12 protein-coding genes, 5 tRNA genes, 1 rRNA gene and 1 other annotated feature are annotated in these 14,346 nt (G+C 27.2%); of the genes, 2 read left to right on the forward strand and 16 right to left on the reverse strand.

Annotation, left to right across the window (positions count from 1 at the left end):
• The 3 genes from J2Z24_RS20715 to J2Z24_RS20725 form a co-directional block, all read right to left on the reverse strand.
• Positions 1-444: helix-turn-helix domain-containing protein (locus J2Z24_RS20715; RefSeq protein WP_209795128.1), on the reverse strand; the 444-nt coding region annotated here is incomplete at its 3' end.
• Between the two features lie 12 nt (positions 445-456).
• On the reverse strand, positions 457-642 hold the full coding sequence (locus J2Z24_RS20720) for a helix-turn-helix domain-containing protein (protein ID WP_035145862.1): 186 nt from the start codon (positions 640-642) through the stop codon (positions 457-459).
• A 465-nt stretch (positions 643-1,107) separates the two neighbouring features.
• Positions 1,108-1,302: a helix-turn-helix transcriptional regulator gene (locus J2Z24_RS20725; protein WP_035145861.1), complete on the reverse strand. Its 195-nt coding sequence runs from the start codon at positions 1,300-1,302 to the stop codon at positions 1,108-1,110.
• Between the two features lie 136 nt (positions 1,303-1,438).
• Here J2Z24_RS20725 and J2Z24_RS20730 point away from each other — a divergent pair, with 136 nt between their 5' ends.
• Both J2Z24_RS20730 and J2Z24_RS20735 read left to right on the forward strand, forming a co-directional pair.
• On the forward strand, positions 1,439-2,074 hold the full coding sequence (locus J2Z24_RS20730) for a helix-turn-helix domain-containing protein (RefSeq protein ID WP_051593155.1): 636 nt from the start codon (positions 1,439-1,441) through the stop codon (positions 2,072-2,074).
• Between the two features lie 272 nt (positions 2,075-2,346).
• Positions 2,347-3,477 (forward strand): site-specific integrase, encoded by a 1,131-nt coding sequence (locus J2Z24_RS20735; RefSeq protein WP_035145860.1) that lies wholly within the window; start codon positions 2,347-2,349, stop codon positions 3,475-3,477.
• Positions 3,478-3,632: 155 nt separating this feature from the next.
• On the opposite strand, the gene J2Z24_RS20740 is transcribed toward J2Z24_RS20735, so the two are convergent.
• The 13 genes from J2Z24_RS20740 to rrf all read right to left on the reverse strand — a co-directional run.
• Positions 3,633-3,709: transfer RNA gene (locus J2Z24_RS20740), tRNA-Arg, on the reverse strand.
• 163 nt (positions 3,710-3,872) lie between these two features.
• A tRNA-Ser gene (locus J2Z24_RS20745) sits at positions 3,873-3,963 on the reverse strand.
• A 33-nt stretch (positions 3,964-3,996) separates the two neighbouring features.
• Positions 3,997-4,087, reverse strand: a tRNA-Ser gene (locus tag J2Z24_RS20750).
• Between the two features lie 194 nt (positions 4,088-4,281).
• The gene (serS, locus tag J2Z24_RS20755) at positions 4,282-5,562 is read right to left on the reverse strand and encodes a serine--tRNA ligase (RefSeq protein WP_035145859.1); all 1,281 of its coding nucleotides are present in this window, start codon (positions 5,560-5,562) and stop codon (positions 4,282-4,284) included.
• A gap of 51 nt (positions 5,563-5,613) precedes the next feature.
• Positions 5,614-5,809: a binding site (T-box leader), on the reverse strand.
• A gap of 78 nt (positions 5,810-5,887) precedes the next feature.
• On the reverse strand, positions 5,888-6,247 hold the full coding sequence (locus tag J2Z24_RS20760; protein WP_035145856.1) for a DUF1667 domain-containing protein: 360 nt from the start codon (positions 6,245-6,247) through the stop codon (positions 5,888-5,890).
• Between the two features lie 25 nt (positions 6,248-6,272).
• Positions 6,273-7,658: an NAD(P)/FAD-dependent oxidoreductase gene (locus J2Z24_RS20765; protein ID WP_035145855.1), complete on the reverse strand. Its 1,386-nt coding sequence runs from the start codon at positions 7,656-7,658 to the stop codon at positions 6,273-6,275.
• 113 nt (positions 7,659-7,771) lie between these two features.
• Complete coding sequence (locus J2Z24_RS20770) at positions 7,772-10,012, reverse strand: ATP-binding protein (protein ID WP_035145853.1); 2,241 nt, start codon at positions 10,010-10,012, stop codon at positions 7,772-7,774.
• A 167-nt stretch (positions 10,013-10,179) separates the two neighbouring features.
• Complete coding sequence (locus J2Z24_RS20775) at positions 10,180-12,888, reverse strand: UPF0182 family protein (protein ID WP_035145851.1); 2,709 nt, start codon at positions 12,886-12,888, stop codon at positions 10,180-10,182.
• A gap of 32 nt (positions 12,889-12,920) precedes the next feature.
• Positions 12,921-13,436 (reverse strand): transcription repressor NadR, encoded by a 516-nt coding sequence (locus tag J2Z24_RS20780; protein ID WP_035145849.1) that lies wholly within the window; start codon positions 13,434-13,436, stop codon positions 12,921-12,923.
• Between the two features lie 35 nt (positions 13,437-13,471).
• The gene (locus J2Z24_RS20785; protein WP_035145847.1) at positions 13,472-13,972 is read right to left on the reverse strand and encodes an HD domain-containing protein; all 501 of its coding nucleotides are present in this window, start codon (positions 13,970-13,972) and stop codon (positions 13,472-13,474) included.
• A gap of 118 nt (positions 13,973-14,090) precedes the next feature.
• Positions 14,091-14,166: transfer RNA gene (locus J2Z24_RS20790), tRNA-Ala, on the reverse strand.
• A gap of 3 nt (positions 14,167-14,169) precedes the next feature.
• A tRNA-Ile gene (locus J2Z24_RS20795) sits at positions 14,170-14,246 on the reverse strand.
• A gap of 5 nt (positions 14,247-14,251) precedes the next feature.
• Positions 14,252-14,346 (reverse strand): 5S ribosomal RNA (rrf, locus tag J2Z24_RS20800); the annotation flags it as partial.

Genomic DNA, 14,346 nt, shown 5'->3' on the forward strand with positions numbered 1-14,346 from the left:
TATTTCTAAATACTTCTCTTCTGTTTTGTCATTTTCAGAATGACTATATATATTATTAGTATTTGTATTAGTATTTGTATTAGTATTTGTTGTACTCCGTTTTCGGGGTGGGTGTTCCTCCGTTTTTGGGGTAGGTGTTCCTCCATTTTCGGGGGTACTACATTTTTGGGGGTACTCCGTTTTTGGAGTATGTAAAAAATACTTATTTCCTATTCCTTTAATGGTTTCTTTAGCAATAATCTTCTTTTCAATTAACCCTTCTAATGCTTTGATTAAAGTTTCATCTTTTTTAATTTTGCTTCTAATTTTTAATTGTTTATAGCTTGGATAAGCATATCCTTTTTCTTTATTGTAATAACTTATCAATGCTATCAATAAACTCTGCTCTTGTATGTTTAAATCTTTATTCTCTAGTACCTCATTATCTATTACTGTGTATCTCAAAACACCACCTACTTAATTTGTTTCACCACTCATAAATTCTTGCAAAGCTGTTTCACTTATTAATATCTTTCTGCCTATCCTTATAGCTCTTATTTCTCCCCTCTCTACAAGTTGATAAATTGAATTATAATGACACTTTAATAACTTAGCTGTTTCCTTAACTGTATAAACATCATCTAATTTTGATTTTACTTTCATTTTTAATTTTCTCCTTTCTTCTACCTTAATTTTTCTAAACTCCTATTTTCCCCTATATCTTGTATAGTAATAGTGACCCCTAAAAATTATTCACTTTTTTAAAAATAATTTTTATTCTTTCCAAATCACTTTCTTGCCATCCCATTTAAAAACCATGCTTTCACCTGTTAGGTCTGTAACCTATATAGAGTACCTATCTAGTAATACTAATTCAAATAGTTCTATCTCAAGGTTTTCTTCTAAAAACTTCATAACCTTAAACTGTTCTACTGTATTTACTTTCATTTTTATTACCTCCTATGTTTTATTCCCCTTAGCCACCAGCGGGATTTTAACTGGTGCTTATCCTACATTCGCCATTGCGGCACTATAGATGAGTTCAAATTTGAATTGATGTTTTATTAAACCTAATCCTTTTGATGGATTATGTATTTAGAAATGTTATGTTTCTTGGAATTTTCCAAATTACTCATTAAAAAATAGTTCTGTTACTGGTGTTTCAAGTATTTCAGATATTTTTTTCATTATTAGAATGCTTGGATTCTTAGCTTTGCCGTTTTCAATAAGTCTTAAATACTCCCTTGAAATACCTACTTTTTCAGCAAACTCTCCTGCCTTAAAACCGTTACCTACTCTTAAAGCTTTAATTTTATACTTCATTTGTTCTCCTCCCTTATTTGCATATCGCAAACTTTAACTATATATTACTATTCAATTCGCAAACTGTCAACCCTAATTAGGAAAACTATTTGCGTATTGCAAATTTAATGATACTATATAAGTAGGAGGTGTATTTATGAAAATAGGTGATAAAATCAAACAAATACGTATGAATAAAAAAATAAGTCAAAAGGATTTAGCTAAGCAATTAGATATGCCTGTTTCAACTCTTGCCAATTATGAAAATAACCATAGAGAACCCAATATTAAAATGTTAACTAAGATCTCTCGAGTATTGGATGTTGATATCGCAAAATTATTAGAAGAACCAAACTCTGAACAGAATAAAAAAAATAATATTGATAATGAATTAAAAAAGACCTCTGGATATCCCTTTAGACTTGGTAAAGTTCAGCAATTATATAAAGCATTACAACAGAACACCACTATACTTCCACCAGTATCATTTGAAGAAATGAAAGCAGAAGTAGATGCGGTATTTCCTGCACTAAATGCTGAAATTACATTTCTTTCTGATCCTAATATTGAAAAGATGTTCAATTATTCCTTTGATGAATTATGTAAAAATGGATATCAAGAACTATTAATCTCAGCTATTGAAAAAGCTATTAATGATACTCTAAATGATATTAAAGCTCACTTAGAAGCTGGAGATTTATTTGACGGTGTAAGCTCATGGATAAACAAAGAATCTCCTTTATATGAAATTTTAAAAAATAACAAAAATGAAAATAATAAAGAAAACAAATAACTTCGACCACATCTGGCGAAATGTAGTTACTACACAATAAAATAAAGTAACCACATATCCATAATTAAAATAATACTATCCTTATTGGGGATAGTGATTTTTGCTAAACTATTACAAATTGTAATAGTGGTTTTATACTTATGTAGTTACTACACAATTATCTATAGTAACCACATATAAAATTAAATAGGTAAGTAAATAATATTTACCCACCATAATTTTATGGTCGTTAAAGTTAGAATTATTCCTATACCTAAAGAAAGGAGGATATCATGGCCACATTCAGAAAACGTAATGATAAATGGGAATTTACAGTATACACTGGTGAACTGGATTCCAAAGGTAAAAGAGAAAGGCTCTATAAAGGTGGATTTAAAACAAAGAAAGAAGCGGAAAAGGCTGCTGCTCTATTAATGGCTAAAATAGAAAAAGGAACCTACTTTAAAGTTGATAAAATAACATTTGATATTTACATGGAAAAATTCTTAAATTCAATTAAGCCCCAATTAGCTAACAAAACATATACCACATATGAATATATAGCTAATAAGCATTTAATACCTTATTTCGGCAAATTGGAGCTTTCTAGGATAAAGGCTATTCATATCCAGGAGTTCTATACAGAAAGTTTAAAAAAAGTATCCAGTACAACTGTTAGGCACTTTCATAATTTATTAAATAAGGCTTTTAATCAGGCTATTAAATGGCAAATAGTAAATATAAATCCTTGCTTAGCGGTAGATAAACCTAAAAGAACTAAAACTGAATTAAAGGTATATGATGAATTCCAAGTAAATAAGCTATTAAAACGTTTAAAAGATATGACGGCCTATTACCCTACAATGTTAGCGGTAACTACTGGAATGCGATTAGGTGAGATTTGCGGACTTACCTGGGATAAGGTTGACTTAGAAAATGGTGTTATATATATAGAAAAGCAACTACAAAAAGTTGACGGCTCTTTAGAGTTGCTCCCATTAAAAACTGAAAGTTCAAAACGTAAAATTATCTTATTAGATTATACCATAAAAGAATTAAAACAATTAAATATAGAACAGAAAGAAAATAAATTAAAATATGGTGAATACTATCAAGAAAAAAATTTCGTAGTATGTCAAAAAGAAACTGGATTACCTTATGATCCTCAATATGTATCAAGAAATTATAATAGAGTTATGAAAGAATATGGTATATGCAAAGAGTTAGATATTCCATATATAAGATTTCACGATTTAAGGCACACACACGCTACTTTAATGCTTAAGGCTAACATTAACCCTAAGATAGTAGCTGAACGTCTAGGACATAGCTCTGTGAACCTAACTTTGAATACTTACTCTCATGTACTTCCAGATATGCAAAAAGAAGCAGTAAATAAATTAAATAATATTATGGCTAAATAAATTTTTAGGTGTCGTTCTTACCGACACCTATTTTTTATCTTAAAATAATCACTAAAAAATAAATTAACGACAAATTAACGACAAAAGCTATTTTAACGACAATTATCAAAAAATAATAAAACCCTGTAAAGTTAGTATTTACAAGGCTTTATGTTTGGTGCGTCGGAGAGGATTCGAACCCCCGACCAACTGGTTCGTAGCCAGCTACTCTATCCAACTGAGCTACCGACGCATATTTAACATTATCATATTAACATAAATTATTATAAAAATCAATATTGTTACTCAAAACTTGATTAGTACAATATTATGCATTAATCACCAAGAAATATTAAAATACACTTAAGTATAACATTGTATACAAAATAAAAAACATCTAGTTTAACTAGATGTTATGGCGGAGAAAGAGGGATTTGAACCCTCGCGCCGGTTTCCCGACCTACGCCCTTAGCAGGGGCGCCTCTTCGGCCACTTGAGTATTTCTCCATGTCCTACAATTTAACTTGTTATATAAAAAAGTGGCGGAAAGAATGGGATTCGAACCCATGGTACGGTCACCCGTACGCCGGTTTTCAAGACCGGTGCCTTAAACCAACTCGACCATCTTTCCATGCCTGATGACAAAATAAATTATATCAGTGATTTCACTATATGTCAACACTATTTTTTATTTTTTTTATAATTTATTATAAATTTATTACTTTATATTTATAAAACCATATTAAGTATAATACTTTATATTGATTTTTATGTATTTAAAAAAATTGAACAAATTCATTGGGGAATTTGTTCAATTTTATATAATTACTTTATTACTTCTTTTCCTCCAAAATATGGTCTTAATGCTTCTGGAATAATTACACTACCATCTTTTTGTTGGAAATTTTCAAGTATAGCTGCAACTGTTCTTCCAATAGCAACTCCTGATCCATTTAATGTGTGAACAAATTGAGGTTTATCTTTTGGATTATCCTTATATTTAATATTTGCACGTCTTGCTTGGAAATCCTCAAAATTACTACAACTTGATATTTCTACATATCTATTGTAGCTTGGCATCCAAACTTCAATGTCATATTTTAATGCAGCAGTAAAACCTAAATCGCCTTTACATATTCTAACTACTCTATAAGGAAGCCCTAACCCTTGTAAAACCTTCTCTGCATCATTGGTTAGCTTTTCTAGTTCTTCATAGGACTGTTCTGGCTTTGTAAACTTTACAAGTTCTACCTTATTAAATTGATGCTGTCTTACAAGACCTCTAGTATCTCTTCCTGCTGATCCTGCTTCTGATCTAAAGCATGCACTATATGCTACATGTTTTATTGGAAGTGTATCTCCACTTAATATTTCATCTCTATATAAATTTGTTACTGGTACTTCCGCTGTTGGTATTAAAAAATAATCACAATTTGATACTTTAAATGCGTCCTCTTCAAATTTTGGAAGCTGTCCTGTTCCTGTCATACTTCTTCTATTTACCATGTATGGTGGTAATATTTCAGTGTATCCATTTTCATCTACATGTGTATTCAAAAAGTAGTTTATAACTGCTCTTTCAAGTCTAGCTCCAACTCCTTTATAAAAAGTGAATCGTGATCCAGTAACTTTACCTGCTCTTTCAAAGTCTAATATATTCAAATCTACTCCTAAATCCCAATGAGCTTTAGGTTCAAATTCAAATGTTGTAGGATTTCCCCATCTTCTTATTTCTACATTATCTTCATCTGATTTTCCATCTGGAACCGCTGGATTAGGTATATTAGGAATTCTTAACATTATATACTCTATTTCCTCATCTACTTTTCCTAATTTATCATCTAATTTCTTTATTTCATCAGATAATTTTTTCATTTCTTCCATGATACCATCAACACTTTCACCTGCTTTTTTAAGCTTAGGTATCTGCGCTGATTCCTGATTTCTTTTGCTTTTTAAATTCTCTACTTCTACAAGAATATTTCTTCTTTCTTCATCTAAAGCTACTACTTTGTCAATAACACTTACATCAAAGTCTTCTCCTCTATTTGATAACGCTAATTTTATTTCCTCACTGTTATTCCTAATTCTTTTTAAATCTAACATATATACTACCTCCACTTATATTTATATAAAATAAAAAAGCCTTTCTCCCTATAAAGGGACGAAAGACTCCGCGTTGCCACCCTAATTGACTAGAAAATCTAGTCCTCTTTAATAATATAACGGTATTCACCGTACTGCTCATCACAGTCCCTTAGAGGTGGATTCTCAAAATAAATATTATCAACTTTCACCAACCGTTGACTCTCTAAAATATCTATTCTGTTACTAGCCTCTTCATAGGTTTATGTATATATTTTAAATAATTAATTTTTATTATATATATATTAACTATTAATGTCAACTTTTTTTCTAATATATATTTATATTACATTTTATTTATATTTTTAGTACATATAATATCTACTCCAGTATTTAATAAATTATGGCAAACTATGTCTCCTATTTTTATTGGTGCTCCCACATGAAGCATACTCAATGCTTTTGAACACTCTACCCATAATCTTTTATCAATTGCCTTACTGCTTTTAACAGGAACAACATTGCAATTAGCTCCTTTTATCCTTATTAGTGTTGTAAATATATCTTTATTATTATTTATTTCTTTTTTAGCATATATAATTCCTTCATCACATTTATTTCCACTAATACTCATATCATCTTCATTCCCATCAAGTGAAATAATACACTGTTCCTTACATCCTCTACAAATGAACTCTTTTATCACTGCATTTCATCCTTTCTGGATATAACTAATCAAATTCCTTTATCCTACCAGTCATTATTTTTGAATTTTTTGAATCCTTCACTATATCATCAAGTTTCTTATTTGTTTCTCTAGCTAAAATACTGGCTATCTTACTAAGACATTCTGCTCCTTTGCAGTTTCCAAATATTACCCCAGTTCTTCTCTTTATTCCTTCTACCGTCCTTGCTCCTAAAGGCCTTCTTATAGCATCTACTATTTCCCCTTCAGTTACTTTTTGACAAATACAAACCATTTTCCCATACTTCTTATTCATTTTAATTATTTTATTTCTTTCTTTATTTGAAAGATCTCTAAATCTATAAAATTCTCTTCTTTTATCTACGAAATCTTTTTTTAAAACACAATTTATATTACTAATTACAGTTTCACATACCATTTTAGCTATGGATGGAGTCATTGTTACTTGAGCATAATGTTTACCTACTACTTTAATATATCCTTTATCAATTAAGCTTTTATCAATCATTATTGTATCTTTGTAAAAAGGCCATTGATAAAAATCATTTATTTTACTTTCATCAATACTTCCTATTAGATGCGATACCTTTTTTAAAGTTTCATTATAGTTTAGCATATCTTTATCATTTACAGCTACCATCATATTTCCTTGAACAGTTGGAACTGCCAAAATATTATTTCTTGATTCATTTAATGTAAATAATATGTTATTAAAAATTTCTTTATAATCCTTTTCTAAAAGGAAATAACTTAAATTACTTTTATTTTTATAAACTTTTTCTGAAGTATCTATACTATAATTTTGACCTGGAGTTGTATTTATAACCATTTTGCAAGTAAATTTATTTTTATTAGTAATAACTCTAAACCCTTTTGTAATTTTTTCTATATCAATAACTTCTTCTTCTAATCTGAATTTCACTCCATTATCAAAGGCTATTTCACCATAGGCAATTGCTAAGTCATAAGGACATATCACTCCTGTATTTTTTGAATATAACCCCTTTGTTGGATTTATAGTTAAATTAGGTTCTAATTTAACTATATCTTTACTGTCTAGCAAAAATATATTTTTTATACCTCTTTTAATAGCTCTCTCATATATGTTATATAATTTATATTCTTGTTCTTTATTTTCAGAAATTATTAATGAACCACATCTTTTGAATGGAACATTTATTTTTATAGAAAGCTCATCAAACATTTCATTTCCCATCATTTCAAGCTTAGCCATTAGAGTATCTTCACACTCAACTCCATCATAAACTATAGCTGAATTTATTAAAGCCACATCATCTGCAATATCGTAATCTTTTTCAATAAGTGCTATATTCAAACTATATTTAGATAGTTCATAAGCCACAGCACATCCTATTATACCGCCACCCAATATAAGAACATCATAATCCATAATTTACCTTCCTTTCGGCAGATAGTTTAATTAGTTTTACATATCTATTATATTATTTTTTTAGTTAAGTGGCATATATATATATGAATTTTTAATAAATTATCAACAAATATTTAATATATCTTCATCATGTTTTTATATATTATAAACATTTCTTTTAATTTTTCTTTATTTATAGGTTTATTTAATATCAAATCTATATTTTGGGTGGCATTACTATTAAAATTTCCTACCCAACCTGTCATTAAACAAAAAAATGCTTCTTCATTTATTTTCTTTACTATCTGAGAAACCTGTAGTCCATTTAATCCAGGCATAGAAAAATCACACAGAATTATATCATATTTTCTTCTTTTTAATTCTTCTTCAATATTATCATTTCCACAACTTTTAATTTTGCATTTTACAATTGATTTTACCATATCTGATACAACACTTCTTATTTGTTGCTGGTCATCAATAATAAGTATATTTCCATGAAAATCTATCTTTTCTTCGTACATATTATCTTTACTTTTATCAACATTATTACAAATAGGTAGTCCTATATAAAAGCACGTTCCAACATTTTCCTTACTTTCTATATTCATTATTCCACCATGATCTTGTATTATTTTATAAGATACACTAAGACCTAATCCTGAACCTTTATTACCCTTTGTTGTAAAAAATGGTTCAAAAGCTCTTCTAACAACTTCCTCATTCATCCCTATACCATTATCTCTTATTTGAATATTGACCATATTATCCTTATTTTCTGTGATTATTTCTATTTCCCCACCATTATACATAGCATCTATAGCATTTCTTATTATATTTATAAATACCTCTCTTAATTCTGTTGTGTTTCCTTTAACCATTGCATCTGAATTTAATTTTGATATCATATTTATACTTATACCATTTAATGCACTTTCTGTTAACCACTTGTTCTTTGTTAAATCTATAGCATCTAGTATAATATCATCTATATTAAATATATCTAATTTGTTTTTTACATTGTACTGTTTAGTAAAACTTTTGACTTTATTTGCTATATTCATTCCATCATATGCACATATCTCTATTATTTTAAGCTGTTTTATTATATTTTTATCCTCTATATTACTGTCCTTTAATAATTGGATTGACCCTATTATAGGAGTTAATATATTATTTATATCATGAGCTATCCCTGCCGCCATTTCTCCCATAGCTCTTAACTTTTCATTTTCTATAAGTTTATTTTGAAGATCTAAAAATTTATTTTGCTCCTCAGTTAAATAAAAAGCTGTTTTACAAATGGACTCTATATATTCTTTTTCTTCATTAGATATTCTCTTATCATTTTTATATCTTCCAACCCATATGCTACCCTTTATATTTTCATAATAATCTACATAAATTGCTATACATGAATCCAATCCTAAAGAATTAAATCTATTCTTTAAACTTTTATCATTTAAATCATTAAAATCTACAAATATACTAGACCCTTTAGCAATAATATGTTTATTTAATACCCTTTGGTAGCTAATTAATTTTCTTTCATTCATCATATAGTATTTATGCTTTTTAGTAATACCAAAATAGCTATCTAAACCAAGTATATTTTCTTCTAATTTTTCTGTAGTATATATAATACAAAAATCTACATTACATATATCCTTTACCTTATTCATTATTATACTTTTAAATGCATCTTTATCAGATGTCTTTGATATATTTGAAAACATATCATTAAATAATACTAAATTATTATTTTGATATTTTAGCTGAGCATTAGAGTTTAAAATCCAAAGTATCTTTTTTATGTCTTTATTGCAATCAAAATATAATTCCTTATTTCTATCAGAAATTATCATGCCATCAAATCTTACACATATTTTTTCCAATAAATCTATATTATAATTATAATTATTCATATATACTATATTTCTAACTTTTTCATTTGAATAAGAAAATATATTCTCTATGCATTTACTTAACTCTTTTAATTTTCCTGAACGTCTTGCAAAATTTTTAAAATCCCATATTATATTTATTTTTTCTTTTGTTTTTGCTGTATATTTTAATATTTGAAGTAGATCTTCTGAATTAGTACCAAAATTATCTGGATCATACAATTGAACTTTTAATATCCCACTATTTAAGCTATTTATAATTAATTCTGAATAAGAATAAAATATTTCTTCTAAATCTTTATACAACAAATCATCTGTAAATATAAAAACTTTTTCATTTTTATATAACTCTTTGGATATATATTCTTTTATAAATACAGGAAAATTATTTGCATTTATAAACTCTGTGCTTATACATAATATTTTTTTTACTTTTTTTTCTTCTATCAACCTTTTATATGTACAATCCATAATATACCTCACACAAACAAATTCTAAAATTAACATTCAACATTTTGTTGCAAAATCCTTTTATTTTTTATAAAAAACATTAAAAAAATAAGTATTTAGAAAATACTTATTTTTTTAAATTTGAAATAATGTAGTTAAATTTCATTATAATTATTGTAAATATAGGTTTATTTTGATATATTATCTAATATTTCTCCTAATTTCTTAATATATTCTCCATATTTACTCCAATCACCATTTTTCTGAGCTTCTATAGCTTTTATATATATATTCTTTGCTTCTTTAACATCTTTCATTTTATTCGAATCAGAATTTACATTTTCCACCTTATCTTTCTTTCCATTGTCATTTATATTAAAAAATTGTTTTAACGCAGAATCTATATTCTCTGCTAAAACTACTTTATCGCCATAGGATAGTATAAGTCTTTTTACTTCTGGTGCACTATTTTTCCCGCTAGCTCTTAAATACATTGCTTCTACATATAATAGAGAATTATTTATTGGAACTATTATTGTATCTCCAAATTGTACCTGTGATCCTCCTGCATCCCAAAGAGATAATTCTTTTGAAATAGAAGCATCCTGTTTTAATTTCTGTTTGAAAAAATATGGACTATATACTGTCTTATGAGAAGGTAACTTATACATAACTAATTTTCCATAATTGTTATAATCCATTCTAGCGCCTAAAATTGATGACATGGTATTTCTATTTTTCATATTAAAATACTCTAATAAAAGCATTTCTTCTGATTTTTCTCCTTGAAGTTTCATAACTACATATGGACTTTCATCTATTGTTTTATCGGCTTGAACAGATTTCTGATTTTTAGAAACCTCCCATAAATCATCGCCATTTAAGAATGTCATAGGGTCTACCATATGATATTTTTCTAAAACCTTACATTGTATTTTAAATATATCTTCTGGATACTTAAAGTGTTCTTTTATATCATCTGGTATACTACTATATTCTTTAAATAAACCTTTAAATATTTTTGAATAACTCATAATTAAAGGATCACTTTTATCAACTATATAAAAATCTATATCTCCATCTGAAGCATCTACTACTACTTTTACTGAATTTCTAATGTAGTTAACATTAGAGTAAGATTGAGAATATGGATACCTATTAGAGGTAGTATATGCATCTATTATCCAATATAATTTATTATTATTAATTATTATATATGGATCCTTATCGTAAGTTAGAAATGGAGCTATTTTATTTACCCTATCTATTATATTTCTATTTAATAAGATTTTACTATCACTAGTTATATCTCTTGAAAATATAAAATTAAAATCTTTTTTATTAATTGCAAATAATAATTTGTTTAAAAATGTCATTTTTATTCCAGATTTTCCATCATATTGATTTATTTTATTATCTCCACCTTTAGGATAATCAAATTCCTTTAAATTAGTATTTACTATAGCATAATCATTAGTTTTCTCTCCAAAATAAATTCTAGGATTTTTTAAAGATATATCTGTATTATTCTCAGGTGGTATATCCTTTATTAAAAAATCTGGTTGACCTTCAGAAGTTACTGAATTAACTTTACTCATTGAAACACCATATCCATGAGTATATATTAAATGCCTATTTTGCCAAGTATCTGGATCTATATTTTCAAGATTAAGTTCTCTAGGAGATATAAATACTTGCATATATCTACCTTTTATCTTATATCTATCTATATCCATATCATTGAAAACATAATATGGTCTTATAGTTTGATATTGATTATAAAATTCTAATGCTGGTTCAAAAGAGTTTATTCTAATATTGTTTATAGTATCTTTATTATTTTTTATATCTTCACTAGTTAGATTATTTTTTAATTCAAAAGGTATTTCTTTTATATTGTCTATATTAAATGCTTTTCTTGTATAATCTATATTATATTTTATATAAGGCTCTTCTAATTTCTTTTCATTAGATTTTACTAAAAATGTTTGTCCTAAATTTGCTACTATTCCTTCTGATCCTATAAGAACTATTATTAAAACAATTGATATAACTATAGGTTTTACCTTTCTATTAAGTATACTTATAAAAACTAATATTGAAGCAATCAAAGATACACCTATTATTATTTTATAAAATAATAAAGTAACATGTATATCTGTATAACTTGCACCAAAGGCTACACCCCTAGGACTATAAACTAAATTCCATGATTTTATAAGAAAGCCAAGGGAAAGAAATAATAATATAAGTAATGATAATACAGCTAATTGCCTTCCTGCAAAATTAGTAATTCCACTTTTTATATCCTTAACATTAACCTTAGAAAACATGTTTTTCCTATTACCGTATTGAATTTTATCCTTAATATCTAACATAAAATAAACTACTAACGTAAGCATTACCAGTAATATTAATAAATACATAATTGTATTATATATAGACTCTATAAATGGCAATTTGAATATATAAAATGAGACATCATTATTAAAAATGGGATCTTTAACTTTAAAATCTATTGAGTTACTGAATTGAAGAACATAATACCAATACCGAGCTGAAAAAATATAGGATATAAATGATGAAATTAAAATATTTATTATAATAAATATTTTATCTTTTTTCATATACTTTTTAGAACTTACATCAAAAACTTTTTTATAATTAGATATACTTTTTTTCAGTGTATTATAATAAAGCCATATGCATGCAAAAATTATAATAAAAGATGGGATGAATAACTTAACTATTGCTATAAGTTTGGTAAAATATATAGGTAAATACGATACTTCTTTAAACCATTGAACATTTATAATGAAGCTTGATATACTATTAAAAAGAACAGCTATTATAACTACTAAAGATATTATAGATATTATTAATATACTTCTCTTCAAAAAATCCACCTCTAATCTGTTATAAATATTATTTATCCCTCTATTAAATAGCCTTTGTCCTTTAATTCTTGAATTATATAACTCATTTGCTCTTCATTATCTGTGACTATAGTATGTAAATGTATGCCATTTGTTAAAACAAGTAGAGGTTCTGCTTTGTATGAATTAAGTTTCTTTACAAAACTTTCTATATCAAATAAACTTTTAATCATTAGCATAGCTTTAATTTCACCATATAAAGGATGATCTACTATTACGTCCTTTACCATTCCACCGTACTTAACTATAATACTAAGCTCATCACCTATTTCTTCTGATTTATGTGATGAAACTAAAATTCTAGAATACTTTTCTTCTACATTTTTATTTATTAAATATCCTTCGGGTGTTGCAATTATGTCTACTCCTTTTGCTCTTAATATAGCAATATCCTTTACTATAATTTGTCTAGTAACTCCTAATTGCTCTGCTAAAAATTGTCCTTTTAATGGTTTCATGCTATTAACTAATGCATTTTTAATATGTTCTCTTCTTAACGATGAATCCATAATTTTTTAATATTACCTCCTAATCTATTATTATATTAATTTCTATCATCACAAAATCTTAATATATTTAATTCCTTATTCTTTGTTATATTTTTATTATGATGATTTCTTATAAGATATAAAAAACTTTCGTCATATCCAATAGACTTTAATATATTATATCCCTTCTCTGCATGATTATAATATGTATCTATTTTCTTGGACTTTGAAAATTTTTTAATTTTCCCACTTGATATATTATCCAAAATAACCAGTATAGATTTATCTAATACATTTAATCCAAACTCTATTTTCCCTATATCATGAAGAAGAGCAGCTTTAATTAATTTATTAGTATCTATATCCCCTTTATGATTGATACATATTTTTTCTACATCATAAGCAACTCTAACACAATGTTTTTGATCTTTCATCGAAAGGCGATTAAAAAGCCTCTTTTCATAATTATTCAAATGCTTATCTATAAATTTTTCATCGCTATATTCCATTTTATCTTTTATGTATATATAAAATTGTTTTATTCTATACATATTCATATATATATATTCTCCTATTAGCTTTTTATGTCCTCTTACATTTTAATATATAATTTGTAAATTGTATATTAATAATTTGTAAATAAAAAAAGCTCATGGTTTTACCATGAACTTTGTATGGTGGAGATAAGGAGATTCGAACTCCTGACCCCCTGCTTGCAAGGCAGGTGCTCTCCCAACTGAGCTATACCCCCATATGGTGGACCTTCAGGGACTCGAACCCCGGACCTACCGGTTATGAGCCGGTTGCTCTAACCAACTGAGCTAAAGATCCATATGACCTGGCAACGACTTACTCTCCCACAGGGCCTCCCCTGCAGTACCATCAGCGCTTTGAAGCTTAACCATCGTGTTCGGTATGGGAACGGGTGTTA

The sequence above is a fragment of the Clostridium tetanomorphum genome (assembly GCF_017873215.1).
GTDB lineage: Bacteria > Bacillota > Clostridia > Clostridiales > Clostridiaceae > Clostridium_AO > Clostridium_AO tetanomorphum.